14 protein-coding genes are annotated in these 15,066 nt (G+C 62.7%); 11 read left to right on the top strand and 3 right to left on the bottom strand.

Features of this window, described 5'->3' with window-relative positions:
- The first annotated feature begins 22 nt into the window (after window positions 1–22).
- The 4 genes from P0X85_RS01015 to P0X85_RS01000 are packed head-to-tail and all read left to right on the top strand — an operon-like array spanning window position 23 to window position 5,113.
- The gene (locus tag P0X85_RS01015) at window positions 23–1,177 is read left to right on the top strand and encodes a microcin C ABC transporter permease YejB (RefSeq protein WP_275807107.1); all 1,155 of its coding nucleotides are present in this window, start codon (window positions 23–25) and stop codon (window positions 1,175–1,177) included.
- Complete coding sequence (locus tag P0X85_RS01010) at window positions 1,177–2,283, top strand: ABC transporter permease (RefSeq protein WP_275807105.1); 1,107 nt, start codon at window positions 1,177–1,179, stop codon at window positions 2,281–2,283. The genes P0X85_RS01015 and P0X85_RS01010 overlap by 1 nt, the downstream gene beginning before the upstream one ends.
- Complete coding sequence (locus P0X85_RS01005; protein WP_275807102.1) at window positions 2,280–3,887, top strand: ABC transporter ATP-binding protein; 1,608 nt, start codon at window positions 2,280–2,282, stop codon at window positions 3,885–3,887. The genes P0X85_RS01010 and P0X85_RS01005 overlap by 4 nt, the downstream gene beginning before the upstream one ends.
- Window positions 3,884–5,113, top strand: coding sequence for a glycosyltransferase (locus P0X85_RS01000; RefSeq protein WP_275807099.1), 1,230 nt, complete (start codon window positions 3,884–3,886; stop codon window positions 5,111–5,113). The genes P0X85_RS01005 and P0X85_RS01000 overlap by 4 nt, the downstream gene beginning before the upstream one ends.
- Before the next feature lie 276 nt (window positions 5,114–5,389).
- On the opposite strand, the gene hemN is transcribed toward P0X85_RS01000, so the two are convergent.
- The gene (gene hemN / locus P0X85_RS00995) at window positions 5,390–6,745 is read right to left on the bottom strand and encodes an oxygen-independent coproporphyrinogen III oxidase (protein WP_275807097.1); all 1,356 of its coding nucleotides are present in this window, start codon (window positions 6,743–6,745) and stop codon (window positions 5,390–5,392) included.
- 59 nt (window positions 6,746–6,804) lie between these two features.
- On the opposite strand from hemN, the gene fnrL reads away from it, so the two are divergent.
- Window positions 6,805–7,551, top strand: a complete 747-nt coding sequence (gene fnrL, locus P0X85_RS00990; RefSeq protein ID WP_275807094.1) for a transcriptional regulator FnrL — start codon at window positions 6,805–6,807, stop codon at window positions 7,549–7,551.
- A 6-nt stretch (window positions 7,552–7,557) separates the two neighbouring features.
- Here the strand turns inward: fnrL and P0X85_RS00985 are convergent, their stop codons facing one another.
- Window positions 7,558–7,965, bottom strand: coding sequence for a GFA family protein (locus P0X85_RS00985; protein WP_275807091.1), 408 nt, complete (start codon window positions 7,963–7,965; stop codon window positions 7,558–7,560).
- A 152-nt stretch (window positions 7,966–8,117) separates the two neighbouring features.
- A complete protein-coding gene (locus tag P0X85_RS00980; RefSeq protein ID WP_275807088.1) occupies window positions 8,118–8,957 on the bottom strand; it encodes a universal stress protein in 840 nt (279 codons plus the stop codon).
- A gap of 315 nt (window positions 8,958–9,272) precedes the next feature.
- On the opposite strand from P0X85_RS00980, the gene ccoN reads away from it, so the two are divergent.
- From ccoN to P0X85_RS00950, 6 genes are all read left to right on the top strand, one after another.
- Complete coding sequence (ccoN, locus tag P0X85_RS00975) at window positions 9,273–10,874, top strand: cytochrome-c oxidase, cbb3-type subunit I (RefSeq protein ID WP_275807086.1); 1,602 nt, start codon at window positions 9,273–9,275, stop codon at window positions 10,872–10,874.
- A 16-nt stretch (window positions 10,875–10,890) separates the two neighbouring features.
- The gene (gene ccoO, locus P0X85_RS00970; RefSeq protein WP_275807083.1) at window positions 10,891–11,619 is read left to right on the top strand and encodes a cytochrome-c oxidase, cbb3-type subunit II; all 729 of its coding nucleotides are present in this window, start codon (window positions 10,891–10,893) and stop codon (window positions 11,617–11,619) included.
- A 12-nt stretch (window positions 11,620–11,631) separates the two neighbouring features.
- Window positions 11,632–11,841 (top strand): cbb3-type cytochrome oxidase subunit 3, encoded by a 210-nt coding sequence (locus P0X85_RS00965; protein WP_275807080.1) that lies wholly within the window; start codon window positions 11,632–11,634, stop codon window positions 11,839–11,841.
- Between the two features lie 12 nt (window positions 11,842–11,853).
- Complete coding sequence (ccoP, locus tag P0X85_RS00960) at window positions 11,854–12,732, top strand: cytochrome-c oxidase, cbb3-type subunit III (RefSeq protein WP_275807076.1); 879 nt, start codon at window positions 11,854–11,856, stop codon at window positions 12,730–12,732.
- Window positions 12,733–12,944: 212 nt separating this feature from the next.
- Window positions 12,945–14,462, top strand: coding sequence for a cytochrome c oxidase accessory protein CcoG (gene ccoG / locus P0X85_RS00955; protein WP_420851757.1), 1,518 nt, complete (start codon window positions 12,945–12,947; stop codon window positions 14,460–14,462).
- Between the two features lie 104 nt (window positions 14,463–14,566).
- Window positions 14,567–15,022, top strand: a complete 456-nt coding sequence (locus P0X85_RS00950; RefSeq protein WP_275807070.1) for a FixH family protein — start codon at window positions 14,567–14,569, stop codon at window positions 15,020–15,022.
- Window positions 15,023–15,066 lie beyond the last annotated feature (44 nt).

The raw sequence follows: 15,066 nt of genomic DNA, 5'->3' as shown, positions 1-15,066 counted from the left end.
ATAAAAAGGGCAGAAAAGGTCAATGGGCGCCTATATCCTTCGGCGGTTGCTTTTGGTGATCCCGACGCTGATCGGGATCATGATCGTGAACTTCACGCTGACCCAATTCGTGCCGGGCGGACCGATCGAACAGATCCTCGCCCGCGTCGAAGGTGAGGCGGACTCGGTGCGCAACTTTGCGGGCGGCGGCGATGCTGGCGCGGGGCAGGGCGGGGTCGAGGCGGGCGGCTATCAGGGCGCGCGCGGAATATCCCCCGACCAGCTTGCCCAGCTCGAAGTCGATATGGGGTTTTCGCGGATCGTCTGCGAGGACGGCTTCACCGGCCCCCCCTCTGTGCGCGCACCCGAATGCACCACCGAGAAGATCGGCGCGGTCGAGCGCTTCTTCGTCATGATGGGCAACTACCTGCGCTTCGATTTCGGCAAAAGCTTCTTCCATGCGCAGACGGTAATGGAGCTGGTCCTCGACAAGATGCCGGTCTCGATCACGCTGGGCCTGTGGTCCACGCTCATCGCCTATATCGTCTCGATCCCGCTGGGTATCCGCAAGGCGGTGAAGGACGGCACGCCCTTCGACACATGGACCTCCGGCGCCATCATCGTGGGCTATGCGATCCCGGGCTTCCTGTTCGCGGTGATGCTGATGGTGCTGTTCGCGGGCGGCACCTATTGGAAAATCTTCCCGTTGCGTGGGCTGACCTCCGACGGTTGGGAGGATTTGTCGCTGATCGGCAAGGTGCTCGACTACCTGTGGCACATCACGCTGCCGGTGGCCGCGACCACCATCGCCAGCTTCGCGACCATGACGCTTTTGACGAAGAATTCCTTCCTCGACGAGATCAACAAGCAGTATGTGGTGACCGCTCGCGCCAAGGGTCTGGCCGAGAACCGCGTGCTTTATGGCCATGTGTTCCGCAACGCGATGCTGATCGTGATCGCGGGCTTCCCGGCGACCTTCCTCGGCGTGTTCTTCGGCGCCTCGATCATCGTCGAGACGATCTTCTCGCTCGACGGGCTGGGGCTCTTGGGCTTCCAGGCGGCGGCAGAGCGGAACTATCCGGTGGTCTTCGGAACGCTCTACGTGTTTGGCCTGATTTCGCTCGTCGTTGGGATTCTCTCGGACCTGATGTATGTCTTCGTCGATCCGCGCATCGACTTTGAGCGGAGGGCCGGCTGATGGCGCTGTCTCCGCTCAATCAGCGCCGCTGGCGCAACTTCAAGGCCAACCGCCGCGCCTTCTGGTCGCTCTGGCTGTTCCTTGCGCTCTTCGTGATGTCGCTCTTGGCCGAGGTGCTGGCCAATGACAAGCCGATCCTCGTGCGCTACCGGGGCGAGTTCTTCGTCCCCGCTTACCGTTTCTACCCCGAGACCGCCTTCGGGGGCGATTTCCGAACCGAGGCGATCTATCGTGACGAGGCCGTGCAATGCCTGATCGTGACCGGCGGGCGCGAGGAATGCTGGGACGATCCCGAGACCTACATGACCGAGGCCAAGACCTCGGGCACGGTCGAGGGCGAACCGATCGAGCGCGGTTGGCTCCTCTGGCCTCCGATCCCCTACCACTACCGCACGATCAACAACGTGGGCACCGCGCCCTCGGCTCCGGATGGCGACCACTGGCTCGGCACGGACGATACGGCGCGCGACGTGCTGGCCCGTGTTATCTACGGCTTCCGCACCTCGATCCTGTTCACCCTCATCGTGACCTCGGTTGCAAGCGTCATCGGCATCGCCGCCGGGGCCATTCAGGGCTATTTCGGCGGGCGAACGGATCTGATCTTCCAGCGCGTTCTGGAGATATGGGCCTCCACCCCCTCGCTCTACGTCATCATCATCCTCTTCGCGATCCTCGGGCGCAGCTTCTGGCTTTTGGTCTTTGTCGCGATCCTCTTCGGCTGGCCCGCGCTGACCGGCGTCGTCCGGGCAGAGTTCCTGCGGGCGCGCAATTTCGAATATGTCCGCGCGGCACGCGCGCTCGGCGTTTCGGACCGGGTCATCATGTTCCGCCACATCCTGCCCAATGCGATGGTGGCGACGCTGACCATGCTGCCTTTCGTCATCACCGGCACGATCTCGATGCTCGCCTCGCTCGATTATCTGGGCTACGGGTTGCCAAGCTCCGCGCCCTCGCTGGGGGAACTGGCGCTGCAAGGCAAACGCCACCTTCAGGCCCCGTGGCTCGCCTTCGCGGCCTTCTTCTCCTTCTCGATCATGCTCTCGCTGCTAGTCTTCATCTTCGAGGGCGTGCGCGATGCCTTCGATCCCAGAAAGGTTTTCAAATGAGCGCGGTGCTTGAGGTCGAGAACCTGCGCGTGACCTTTTCGCAGGACGGCAAGCTGATCCCGGCGGTGAAGGGCGTGTCCTTCTCGGTCGGCAAAGGCGAGACCGTGGCGCTGGTGGGTGAGTCCGGCTCGGGCAAGTCGGTGACGGCGCTGTCCACGGTCGCACTTCTCGGCTCGAACGCGCAGATCGAAGGCTCTATCCGCTACGAAGGCCGCGAGATGGTCGGCGCCCCCGAGGCCGCGCTGCGCGACGTGCGCGGCAACGATATCAGCTTTATCTTCCAAGAGCCGATGACCTCGCTGAACCCGCTCCACACGATCGAGCGGCAGATCGGCGAAAGCCTTGGCATCCACCAGGGCCTGCAAGGCGACGAGGCCCGCGCGCGCATCATCGAACTTCTGACCCAAGTCGGCATCCAGAACCCCGAAAGCCGTCTGGCGGATTACCCGCACCAGCTTTCGGGCGGCCAACGTCAGCGGGTGATGATCGCGATGGCGCTTGCGAACGGGCCGGAACTGCTGATTGCGGATGAGCCGACCACCGCGCTCGACGTGACCATTCAGGCGCAGATCCTCGACCTGCTGGCCGATCTGAAGCGCGATCTGGGCATGAGCCTTCTGTTCATCAGCCATGATCTGGGCATCGTGCGGCGGATCGCGGATCGGGTCTGCGTGATGCAAAATGGTGAGATCGTAGAGCAGGGGCCGGCCGAAGAGATTTTCGCCAACCCGCAGCATCCCTATACGCGTAAGTTGCTTGCGGCAGAGCCCACCGGGCGCGCCGATCCGGTCGTCGCGGACGCGCCCGAACTGGTGCGCACCGAGCATCTGAAGATCTGGTTCCCGGTTCAGCGCGGACTTTTGCGCCGTGTCGTCGGCCATGTGAAGGCGGTCAACGACGCGTCGCTCAGCCTGCGCGCTGGCGAGACGCTGGGGATCGTCGGCGAAAGCGGTTCGGGCAAGACCACGCTCGCGCTTGCGATCATGCGGCTGATCCAGTCCGAGGGGCCGATCCTCTATGATGGCGCGGATATCTCGCGCTGGTCCTCGGGCCAGTTGCGCAAGCTGCGCCGGGACATGCAGATCGTGTTTCAGGACCCGTTCGGCTCACTCAGCCCGCGCATGACAATCGAGCAGATCATCGCCGAGGGTCTGACCGTCCACGGTGTCGAGCCGGGGCGCAATCGGCGCGAGATGGTCGAGGAAATCATGGAAGAAGTCGGGCTCGACCCGGCCTCCATGCACCGCTACCCGCATGAATTCTCGGGCGGTCAGCGTCAGCGGATCGCGATTGCGCGGGCGATGATCCTGCGGCCGAAAGTGGTGGTGCTCGATGAGCCGACCTCGGCACTCGACATGACGGTGCAGGTGCAGATCGTAGAGCTTCTGCGCGCCCTGCAACGACGCTACGGGCTGGCCTATCTGTTCATCAGCCACGACCTGCGCGTGGTACGCGCGCTCTCGCACAAGATCATGGTGATGAAGCGTGGAGATGTGGTCGAGGCGGGCCCTGCCGAGCAGATCTTTGCCGCGCCGCAGACCGATTATACCCGCGCGTTGCTGACGGCGGCGCTCGGTGAAGACAGTTTTGGCGGAGCCGCATGAAGATCCTGTTCGTTCATCAGAATTTCCCTGGTCAGTTCCCGCATCTTGCCCCCGCTCTCGTCAATCGCGGCCATCACGTTCTTGCCCTGACATCCGAGACGAACACGCGCCCCTCGCCAGTGAAGGTGGTGAAATACCGCAAGCCCTCGGAGGTCACGCTGTCCTCGAACCTGACCCGCATGTATGCCGATTGCGCCGAACGCGGCCTGAAGGCGGCTTTCGCCGCGCGGCAGTTGCGCGATCAGCACGACTACCACCCGGATGTGATTTTCGGCCATTCCGGCTGGGGTGAGACGCTGTTCCTCAAGGAAGTCTGGCCGCGTGCGAAGCTCCTCGTTTATGCCGAGCTGATGTATCGCAGCGAGGGGCTCGACACCGATTTCGACGCCGAGTTCCGCCGGGAGGGCCTTGAGCCGCGGATCATGACGGTGGCGCGCTCTGCGCATCTGGTGCAGTCCATGGTGCAGGCCGATGCCGCCCTCGCGCCGACGGCGTTTCAGGCAGCCACTTTCCAGCCGGAATTCCGCGACAAGATCACGATCTGCCATGACGGCATCGACACCGGCCGGGTCCGCCCCGATCCAAACGCCTTTTTCGAGATCCCCGAAACGACGCTCAGCTTCCGCCCGGGCGACGAGTTGCTGACCTTCGTCAATCGCTCGCTCGAACCCTATCGCGGCTTCCATAGCTTCATGCGCGCGCTTCCGGCGGTTCTCGAGGCGCGCCCCAAGGCCCATGTCGCCATTGTCGGTGAGGAGGGGCAAAGCTATGGCGCCGCCCCCAAGGATGCCGCGAGCTGGAAGCAGAAGATGCTGGACGAGGTCGGCGACAGGCTGGACCTGTCGCGCGTGCATTTCCTCGGGCGGGTGGCCTATCCGACCTATCTCTCGATGCTTCAGGTCTCGCGCTGCCACGCCTATCTGACCTACCCGTTCGTGCTGAGCTGGTCGCTGATGGAGTCGATGGCGGCGGGTTGCATGGTGGTCGGGTCCGATACCGATCCGGTGCGCGAGGTCATCAAGGATGGGCGCAACGGCAAGCTAGTGGATTTCTTCGACATCGAGGGCTGGAGCGCGGCGCTCACCGATGTTCTGGCCAATCCTGCGGCCTATGAGGCACAGCGCGCGGCGGCCCGTCGCACGATTGTCGAGACATACGATCTGCACGGGAAATGCCTGCCGAAACTGGTCGAATTCGTCGAACGTGCGGGGCATACCGAACGCTGAGCCGGGCAGGGGGCTATCCGCCCCCTCTGGCCTGCGGCCATTCACCCCCGAGGATATTTCCGGCAGACTGACAGAGCGCCAGCGCCCCCCGAAGTTGCACACGGCTCACCAAGGGGGGCGCATCGTCACTCTGCGCGGTCATCGGCGTCCCCGCCTGTACCGCCCGGTCAGCAAAGCCGAAGAAGCTTAAGAAAAAGTTCCGGCCCCTCATTCTGCCAGAAAATATCCCCGCCGGAGGCATCCGACGGGGACGAAGCACAGGCGGTCAGCAGGGGCTCAGATCGCGGAGCTATGCCCGGCCTTGGACAGGTCATAAGCATCGAAATGCCGGGCGATCATCCGGGTCAGCGGGCGGCCCTTCTCGGGGATTTCCAGACCCGAGGTCGTCACGCGGACCATGTCCTCGAACTTCGCGGCGCACTCGGCGAACATGGTGGCCAACTCGGTCGGTTTTGCACCGTAGTCGCGGACCAGCTCATCCGTCGAGACCTTGAAGTCGCACATCAGCGCCTCGATCAGCCGCGCGCGCATCATGTCATCCGCAGAAAACACATGCCCGCGCGCGGTCGAGAACTTGCCCTCACGGATCGCGCCGGTGTGCTTCGAGGTGGCCGATGCGTTCTGCGCGTAGCCTTGCGGGAAGCGCGAGATTGAACTCGCGCCCATGCCGACCAGCGCCTCTGCGAGATCGTCCGTATAGCCCTGGAAGTTGCGGCGCAGCTTGCCGGCCTTCAGCGCCTTGGAGAGCCCGTCGCTGGGCAGAGCGAAATGGTCGATGCCAATCTCGTCATACCCATCGGCCACGAAAAGCTGGCGCGCGGTTTCAAACAGAGCGAGGCGCTCTTGCGGGGTGGGCAGGTGATCGGAGGGGATCATGGTCTGCCGCCGCGCCATCCACGGCACATGGGCATAGCCATAAAGCGCCACCCGGTCCGGCCCGAGCGAGAGAAGCTTCTGCACGGATTCGGAAATCCGGCGATTGTCCTGGTAGGGCAGGCCGTAGAGAATATCGGCGTTGAGCGAGGCCACGCCGCGTTCCCGGATCATCTCGACCGCACGCTTGGTGATTTCGTAGCTCTGATCCCGCCCGATGACCTTTTGAATCTCGGGGTCGAAATCCTGCACCCCGATCGAGGCGCGGTTCATCCCGGACTGCGCCAGCGCGTCCATGCGGGCGTCGTCGATCTCGTTAGGGTCGATTTCCACGGAGAATTCGGCCCCTTCGCCCATCGGCACGGCTTCGAATACAGCTTCCGCGACTCGGCGCATCATATCAGCGGGCATCAGCGTCGGCGTGCCGCCACCCCAGTGCAATCTGGACAATTTGACGCCGGGCGCCAGCCGCTCCCTGAGCATTTTCAACTCCGCCAGCAGCACCTCGGAATAGGCGCGCACCGGGTCGTCGCTTTGCGTGCCTTGCGTCCGGCAGGCACAGAACCAGCACAGCCTTCGGCAGAAAGGAACGTGCATATACAAGGAGATAGCGGCCCCTTCGGGGATCGCCTCGACCCATTGGGTGAAGATGTCGCTGCCCACCGACTCCGAGAAATGCGGGGCGGTGGGGTAGCTGGTATAGCGGGGAACCCGCGCGTCGAAGAGACCGAGCCGGGTCAGTTGCGATTCCTGTTCCATGGGGGTATCAATAGAGGTAAGACGCGCAACAGAAATTGACCCAAATCAAGAAAGCCGCCATGGCCTGCGAAGACGTGGAACCGGTATCGTTGCAGTGCAACGACTGTCCCATCCGGCACCGTGCCGTTTGCGCCCGTTGTGAGACGGACGAACTCGAGCGGCTGGAAGAGATCAAATATTACCGTTCTTTCGAGGCTGGCCAGACCGTGATCTGGGCCGGCGATCAGATGGATTTCGTGGCCTCCGTCGTGTCGGGGATCGCGACGCTGACACAGACCCTTGAAGACGGGCGCACGCAGATGGTGGGTCTGCTTCTGCCGTCCGACTTTGTGGGGCGTCCGGGGCGCGCGAGCGCGGCCTATAACGTGACGGCCACGACCGACATTCTGATGTGCTGCTTCCGCAAGAAGCCCTTCGAGGAAATGATGGAGCGCACGCCGCATATCGCGCAGCGCCTGTTGCAGATGACGCTCGACGAACTCGATGCGGCGCGGGAATGGATGCTGCTTCTGGGGCGCAAGACCGCGCGTGAGAAGATCGCCTCACTGCTGTCCATCGTGGCGCGGCGCGATGCGTCGATCAAGCTGCGTGCGGCGGAAGGGCGGATGACCTTCGATCTGCCGCTGACTCGCGAGGCGATGGCGGATTATTTGGGGCTGACACTGGAAACCGTGTCGCGTCAGATGTCCGCGCTCAAGCGCGATGGTGTCATCGAGCTGGAGGGCAAGCGTCACGTGACGGTGCCGAATATGGATCGCCTGCTCGAAGAGGCGGGCGATGACAGCGATGGTGGCTTCCTCGTCTGACGCCGCTTAGCCCGGCAGCCCATCAAGCTTTGGCACGGTCTCAAGACAGTCGCTCCATGCGGCCCGGCTGGCGTAGCAGATTTGCGCATTCGGACGCATGTCGAGCGGGCTGTCGAGCGACCCTGCGGGGACGATCAGAAGGGTGCCCTCACCCTGAACCATCGGCAAAGCCGAGCCGCACGCGCGGCAGAAGCTCTTGGCATGTCGGGTTCCGGGCAAATGAAATGTCTTGATCATGTCCTGCCCCGATCGCCAGGCGATCCGGGCCTGTGTCGAGAAAAGGTTCGCGGCATGAGCGGAGCCGGTATCTTTCTGGCAGCGTGTGCAGTGACACAGGAAAAAGCTGTCGAATCCGCCCGTGATGTCGAATGTGACCTGCCCGCACAGGCAGCTTCCGGAAATCGTGTCGTGCATGGCGCTGGCTCTCCCTTAAATCCGGTAAGAACAGTCTGACTTGTGGGATCTGAAGGCAACCGGTTTTCCGACCGTGGCCGGGCAACGCCTGAAGCGCAATCGGCGCTCCGGTCGTTCCGGGACGCCGCGCATCGTTCTTTCGGTTTGTGCGCTTAGTGCGCCATCAGCACCGGCACCGTGGCCTTTTCGAGCATCGAACGGGTCGCCCCGCCGAGGATCGCCTCACGGAAGCGCGAATGCCCATAGGCCCCCATGACCACGAGATCGGCCTTGGTGTCGCGCACATGGCGGTTGAGCACGTCCGACACGCGCGGCAGCGTCTTGGCAAGCACCGAAACCTCGGCATGGATCCCATGGCGCGAGAGCATCTGGCTGAGCTGGCCTCCGGGATCGGAACGTTCCGGCCCGTGCGCAGGCGGGTCGATGATGGTGATATCGACCAGATTTGCCGCTTTGAGTTCGGGCAGCGCCTTGCGGATCGCGTTCATCGCCTCGCTGGATTGGTTCCATGCCACGACGACCCGCTTACCGCTGACGGCACCGGTGTAACCATCGGGCACGATCAGAACGGGGGCGTGGCCTTCGAAGAGGGCGGCCTCGACGACGGCTTCCACTTCGGGGCCGCGGCCTTCGCCATAGGGCAGGCCCGCGACGACGAGATCGGCGAAGCGCGCGCGCAACCCGACCGCACTGGCGATCGCGCCGATCTGGCTCACCACGGCCTCGGCGGCCCAACGGATATCCTCGGCCTTGAGCCGTTCGGTCACGGCGGCCTCGATCTTGCGCGCGTCGTCTTGTGCGCGATCCATGGTTTCCTGCTGCACGAAGGCGGTCGCGCCGGCGTAGTAATAGCCGGTCTGTGTCCGATCAACGCCCATGCACATCACGTCGAGATGCGCGTCCTCGCGCCGGGCAAGACCGATCGCGGTTTCGAGCTGTGACTGCGCGGCCGCCATATCGGTCACGATTGTCAAAAGAGTCTTGTAAGCCATCGCTTGCCTCCGGCATTTGCGTTTCCGAATCTGACGCTAGCGCGAGCGCGCACGCGTCGCATTGACGCGGATCAAGACGGCCGCATGGCCGCGCCGACCACGGTTGATCCGCCCGAAAAGGGGGCGAAAACCTGTCCGGTCCCGGAAATCAGCGCCATGTGATAAGTCAAGCCTGCGACGAAACAGCCCACCTGGAGCACGGGGATTTGATGCAGATCAAGGCGTCGGGCATACCCTCGGACCACAAGGACATCAGTCAAACCCCCGGCCCGGAGTCTGAGTCGGGGAGATGGACAAGACGAAGGGACGCACAACATGTGGGATTACATTAAGCTGATCGCGCTGGGCGCTGTGGCGGTGCTTGCCGCCATCGCGGCCAATTACGCGCGCGATCTTGCCTATATGGTGAACGCGATCGAGGTCATGCTGGCCGCGGCAATCGCATTCATCTGGGTGCTTCGCACCATGGGGGACCGTCAACCGGCCCCGCAAAACGAATATAACGACGGCGTGGTTCGCGCCGGCGTGATCGCAACGACCCTGTGGGGCGTTGTCGGCTTTCTGGTTGCGGTCATCATCGCATTCCAGCTCGCCTTCCCCGCGCTCAACCTCGAATGGGCGCAAGGCTATCTGAACTTCGGCAAACTGCGCCCGCTCCACACCTCGGCGGTTATTTTCGCCTTTGGTGGCAACGCGCTTATTGCCTCGTCCTTCTATGTTGTGCAGCGCACTTCGGCCGCCCGTCTGTTCGGCGGCAACATGGCCTGGTTCGTGTTCTGGGGCTATCAGCTGATGATCGTGCTTGCCGCGACCGGCTACATCCTCGGCGCGACGCAGTCCAAGGAATACGCAGAGCCCGAGTGGTATGTCGACTGGTGGCTGACCATCGTCTGGGTGTTCTACCTGGTGGTGTTCCTCGGCACGATCTTCAAGCGCAAAGAGCCCCACATCTACGTGGCAAACTGGTTCTACCTGTCGTTTATCGTGACGATCGCGATGCTCCACATCGTGAACAACCTCGCCATTCCGGTCTCGATCTTCGGCTCGAAATCGGTTCAGGTCTTCGCCGGTGTGCAAGACGCCATGACGCAATGGTGGTACGGCCACAACGCCGTGGGCTTCTTCCTGACCGCTGGCTTCCTGGGCATGATGTATTACTTCGTTCCGAAGCAAGCTGAACGTCCGGTCTACTCGTACAAGCTGTCGATCGTGCACTTCTGGGCGCTGATCTTCCTGTATATCTGGGCTGGCCCGCACCACCTGCACTACACCGCGCTGCCCGACTGGGCCTCGACGCTCGGCATGGTGATGTCGGTGATCCTGTGGATGCCGTCCTGGGGTGGCATGATCAACGGTCTGATGACGCTCTCGGGCGCATGGGACAAGCTGCGCACCGACCCGGTCATTCGTATGATGGTGGTGTCGATCGGCTTCTACGGCATGTCGACCTTCGAAGGTCCGATGATGTCGATCAAGGCCGTGAACTCGCTGTCGCACTACACCGACTGGACCATCGGTCACGTCCACTCCGGCGCTCTGGGCTGGAACGGGATGATTACCTTCGGGACCCTCTACTTCCTCGTGCCGCGCCTGTGGGCCCGTGAGCGCCTCTACTCGCTCACGCTGGTCAGCTGGCACTTCTGGCTCGCCACCATCGGCATCGTGCTCTACGCCGCCTCGATGTGGGTGACCGGCATCATGGAAGGCCTGATGTGGCGCGAAGTTGACGCACAAGGCTTCCTCGTGAACGCCTTCGCAGACACCGTGGAAGCGAAATTCCCGATGTATGTGGTGCGTGCGCTTGGTGGGGTGCTCTACCTCGTCGGTGCGATCATCATGACCTACAACCTCTGGGCAACGGTCGCCCGTCAGCCGCGCGTCGCGTCGGCTTCGGTCGCCGCTGTTCCGGCTGAATAAGAGGGAGTGAGAAACAATGGGTATTCTCGATAAACACGGGGTTCTGGAAAAGAGCCCGACGCTCCTTCTGATCTTCTCGTTCCTGGTCGTCACGGTTGGCGGCATCGTGGAGATCGCGCCGCTCTTCTACCTCGAGAACACGATCGAGGAAGTTGAAGGCGTGCGTCCCTACACGCCGCTCGAACTGACGGGTCGCGACGTTTACATCCGCGAGGGCTGCTATGTCTGCCACTCGCAGATGATCCGTCCGATGCGCGACGAGGTCGAGCGTTACGGTCACTACTCGCTGGCAGCGGAGTCGATGTACGACCACCCGTTCCAGTGGGGCTCCAAGCGGACCGGGCCGGATCTGGCCCGCGTGGGTGGCCGTTACTCGGACGGTTGGCATGTTGATCACCTGATCAACCCGCAATCGGTGGTGCCGGAATCGGTTATGCCGAAATACGGCTTCCTGCTGAACCGCGAGATCGACGCCAAGTATATCGGTGACCGTCTGAAGACGGACGCGATGGTCGGCGTGCCGTATACCTCCGAGATGATCGAGGCCGCTCAGGCCGACTTCGCCGCTCAGGCCGATCCCGAAAGCGATTTCGACGGTCTGCTGGAGCGTTACGGCGAGGGCGTGAACGTGCGCAACTTCGACGGCCAGCCCGCGCTGACCGAAATGGACGCGCTCGTGGCCTATCTTCAGGTTCTGGGCACGATGGTCGATTTCTCGACCTTCGAACCCGTGGCAAGTCGCTAAGGAGGAATGGGGATGGACTATCATATCCTTCGGGAATTCGCGGATAGCTGGGCGATGCTCGCGCTGTTCGGGACCTTCATCGGTGTCGTGATCTGGGCGTTCCGTCCGGGCTCGCGGGCCGTGCATGAGGATACGGCGAATATCCCCTTCCGGCACGATGACAAACCCGCCTGTCAGGGGAGCTGCCGCGGCAGCTGCTCTGACGACGGCGCCACGTTGTAAGGAGGCGTGGAAATGAGCAAAAAACCGACGAAGAAACAGGACGTCGCGACCACGGGTCACTCGTGGGACGGCATCGAAGAATATAACAACCCGCTGCCCAAATGGTGGCTCTATACCTTCTACGCCTGCATCGTCTGGGGTATCGGGTATACGGTCGCCATGCCGGCCTGGCCGCTCCTGAACGGGGCTACGCCGGGTCTTCTGGGGGCATCGACCCGTGCGGATGTGGCGGCGGAAATCGCTCGCTATGACGCTGCGAACGAAGGGGTCGAAGCCAAGCTGGTCGCCGCCGATCTGACCGAAATTTCGGCAGACCCGGAACTGGCCAACTTCAGCCAGAACGCAGGCGCGGCAGTGTTCCGCACCTGGTGTGCGCAGTGCCACGGCTCGGGTGCGGGCGGCCAGCAATCGCTCGGCTATCCGAACCTTCTGGACCAGGACTGGCTCTGGGGCGGCTCGATCGAGGACATCCACTTTACCGTGACCCACGGGATCCGGAACGAGGATGACCCTGAAGGCGAAGCCCGCTTCTCGCAGATGCCGGCTTTCGGCAAGGACGAGCTGCTGACGGATGAAGAGATCGCGCAGGTCGTGCAATACGTCCGCAAGCTCTCGGGTCAGGAGTTCGACTCGGCAGGTCTGGGTGACGGCGAGACGCTGTTCATCGACAACTGCGCGAGCTGCCACGCAGAAGACGGCACCGGCGACCGCGCGCAGGGCGCGCCGAACCTGACCGATGCGATCTGGCTCTATGGCGGCGATGTGGAGACTCTCACCGAGACGATCTACAACGCGCGGTATGGCGTGATGCCGAACTGGAACACGCGCCTGTCCGAAGCTGAAATCCGCGCTGTGGCCGCTTATGTCCACAGCCTGGGTGGCGGCGAATAACACAGATATTCGGGGGGGCCTCGGCCCCCTCGGGTAGCACCGGCGCCCCGTCCTGTTCGCGCGTTTCCTGGGGGCGCCGGTGTCTTTTCAAGAAGGCGGGCGACACGTCCGGCGCGCGCTAACCCCATGAAAAACGTGCATTCCGAATCTATTGCGATCGCGCACGCGGAAATGTGTATCACAAATCTGCCTTTTTGACGCATGTCAAAGTAATGCAAGGCAAGCCATATCAGAACGGTTCCAACCGAATTGATATCATCGCCAACGGAGAAAGACCCGTGAGCAGCACCGAACCCGTCGAACCGCCCCCCCTTTACGCCGCCCGCGAACCGATTTTCCCGCGGCGCGTCAGCGGGGCTTTCCGCAACCTGAAATGGGCACTTCTGGCGGTGATGCTCGGCATCTACTACATCACGCCGTGGATTCGCTGGGATCGTGGCCCGGCGCTGCCCGATCAGGCGGTGCTCGTCGATCTTGCGAACCGGCGTTTCTTCTTCTTCATGATCGAGATCTGGCCGCACGAATTCTATTTCGTCGCGGGTCTTCTGATCATGGCGGGCCTGGGCCTGTTCCTGTTCACCTCGGCGGCGGGCCGGGTCTGGTGCGGCTACGCCTGCCCGCAGACTGTCTGGACCGATCTCTACATTCTTGTCGAGCGCTGGGTCGAAGGCGACCGTAACGCCCGCATCCGTCTGCTGCGCCAGAAATGGAACTTCGAGAAGATCCGCAAGCGGTTCACCAAATGGACGATCTGGCTTCTGATCGGTGTTGCGACCGGCGGGGCATGGGTGTTCTACTTCACCGATGCGCCGACGCTGCTGCGAGACCTGTTCACCGGGGATGCCTCGCCCATCGCCTACACGACGATCGCGGTTGCGACGCTTACCACCTTTGCATTCGGCGGCTTTGCCCGCGAGCAAATCTGCATCTACGCCTGCCCCTGGCCGCGTATTCAGGCCGCAATGATGGATGAGGACACGCTGGTTATCGCCTACCGCGAGTGGCGGGGCGAACCGCGCGGCAAGCTCAAGAAGGGCGAGCATGATCCGACGCAAGGCGATTGCATCGACTGCATGGCCTGTTTCAACGTCTGCCCGATGGGGATCGATATCCGCGACGGCCAACAGCTTGAGTGCATCACCTGCGGCCTGTGCATCGACGCCTGCAACGAGATGATGGACAAGATCGGCAAACCGCGCGGCCTGATCGGTTACATGGCACTCAAAGACGAAAACCTTGAACGTGCCGGCGGTCATCCTCGCAACATCTGGAAGCACATCTTCCGTCCGCGCACGTTGCTCTACTTCGGGCTCTGGGCCGCGATCGGCATCGGCCTTGTCGTCGCGCTGTTCATGCGTTCGCCCATTGACTTCAACGTGACGCCGAACCGCGATCCGCTCTACGTGATCCAGGGCGACGGCTCGGTGCGCAACATCTACACGCTGCGTCTGCGCAACAAGGCCGGGGACGACACGACCTTCAAGGTGTCGATCGTCGGTGTGGACGGGCAGCCGGTTGACGGGCTCACGGTCCATCTTGAAGGCGAAGATGCCGACACCGTCACCGTGCCGCCGGATGAAACGCTGACCCAGCGGCTTTATCTCGAGGCGCCGGCAGGCTCGCCTCTGGCGACGGCGGACCGGACCGATCTGCGGCTGTGGATCGAGGATACCGGCTCCACCGACCGCGACTCGTCGGAGACCGTGTTCAACGGGACCGGCCAGCGCTGAGCCGATGAAAATGTGATCCCGGGGCCGGCGCGCGAACCGGCCCCGGGGCTTTTCCGCCCAGAGCGGGCAGAGTATGAACAGGATGCAAAGCTCAGGGAACGACAATGGCCAAGGAACTCACCGGCAAGAAAGTCCTCATGATTTTGATCGGCGCTTTCGGCACGATCATCGCTGTTAATGTCTTCATGGCCTACAAGGCGATCGGCACCTTTCCGGGGCTTGAGGTGAAGAATTCCTATGTGGCCTCTCAGAGCTTCGATGCAGAGCGCGGCGCGCAGGAGGCGCTTGGCTGGACCGTTGAGCCGACCTATTCGGAGGGCGTGCTCAGCTTCGTGATCCGCGATGCCCAGGGCCTGCCCGCGCCAATCGCCAAGCTTGAGGCGCTGATCGGTCGCACCACCCATGTGCGCGATGACCAGACCCCCGAATTCGCATATAGTGGCGGCATCTATTCGACGGAGATCGCGCTCGAACCGGGCGCTTGGCTGATCCACCTGACGGCCGAGGCGCGCGATGGCACGCCATTCCGGCAGCGACTGGATTTCTTTGTGAAGGGCTGACGCCATGAGCCTCTCTTCGGCCATTGAAACAGGCACACAAACGG

The sequence above is a fragment of the Pseudothioclava nitratireducens genome, from assembly GCF_029210495.1.
GTDB classification, from domain to species: Bacteria; Pseudomonadota; Alphaproteobacteria; order Rhodobacterales; family Rhodobacteraceae; genus Pseudothioclava; species Pseudothioclava nitratireducens.
The sequence above is the reverse complement of the archived record's forward strand: the minus strand, read 5'-3'. Positions and strand labels throughout refer to the sequence as shown.

What these genes read in the sequence shown, in the direction of transcription:
- P0X85_RS00950 (WP_275807070.1), top strand. Translation starts at nt 14,567, where the DNA reads ATGGCCAAGGAACTCACCGGCAAGAAAGTCCTCATGATTTTGATCGGC.
- ccoP (WP_275807076.1), top strand. Translation starts at nt 11,854, where the DNA reads ATGAGCAAAAAACCGACGAAGAAACAGGACGTCGCGACCACGGGTCAC.
- P0X85_RS00980 (WP_275807088.1), bottom strand. Translation starts at nt 8,957, where the DNA reads ATGGCTTACAAGACTCTTTTGACAATCGTGACCGATATGGCGGCCGCG.
- ccoO (WP_275807083.1), top strand. Translation starts at nt 10,891, where the DNA reads ATGGGTATTCTCGATAAACACGGGGTTCTGGAAAAGAGCCCGACGCTC.
- P0X85_RS01015 (WP_275807107.1), top strand. Translation starts at nt 23, where the DNA reads ATGGGCGCCTATATCCTTCGGCGGTTGCTTTTGGTGATCCCGACGCTG.
- hemN (WP_275807097.1), bottom strand. Translation starts at nt 6,745, where the DNA reads ATGGAACAGGAATCGCAACTGACCCGGCTCGGTCTCTTCGACGCGCGG.
- ccoG (WP_420851757.1), top strand. Translation starts at nt 12,945, where the DNA reads ATGCAAGGCAAGCCATATCAGAACGGTTCCAACCGAATTGATATCATC.
- P0X85_RS00965 (WP_275807080.1), top strand. Translation starts at nt 11,632, where the DNA reads ATGGACTATCATATCCTTCGGGAATTCGCGGATAGCTGGGCGATGCTC.
- ccoN (WP_275807086.1), top strand. Translation starts at nt 9,273, where the DNA reads ATGTGGGATTACATTAAGCTGATCGCGCTGGGCGCTGTGGCGGTGCTT.
- fnrL (WP_275807094.1), top strand. Translation starts at nt 6,805, where the DNA reads ATGGCCTGCGAAGACGTGGAACCGGTATCGTTGCAGTGCAACGACTGT.
- P0X85_RS01010 (WP_275807105.1), top strand. Translation starts at nt 1,177, where the DNA reads ATGGCGCTGTCTCCGCTCAATCAGCGCCGCTGGCGCAACTTCAAGGCC.
- P0X85_RS01005 (WP_275807102.1), top strand. Translation starts at nt 2,280, where the DNA reads ATGAGCGCGGTGCTTGAGGTCGAGAACCTGCGCGTGACCTTTTCGCAG.
- P0X85_RS01000 (WP_275807099.1), top strand. Translation starts at nt 3,884, where the DNA reads ATGAAGATCCTGTTCGTTCATCAGAATTTCCCTGGTCAGTTCCCGCAT.
- P0X85_RS00985 (WP_275807091.1), bottom strand. Translation starts at nt 7,965, where the DNA reads ATGCACGACACGATTTCCGGAAGCTGCCTGTGCGGGCAGGTCACATTC.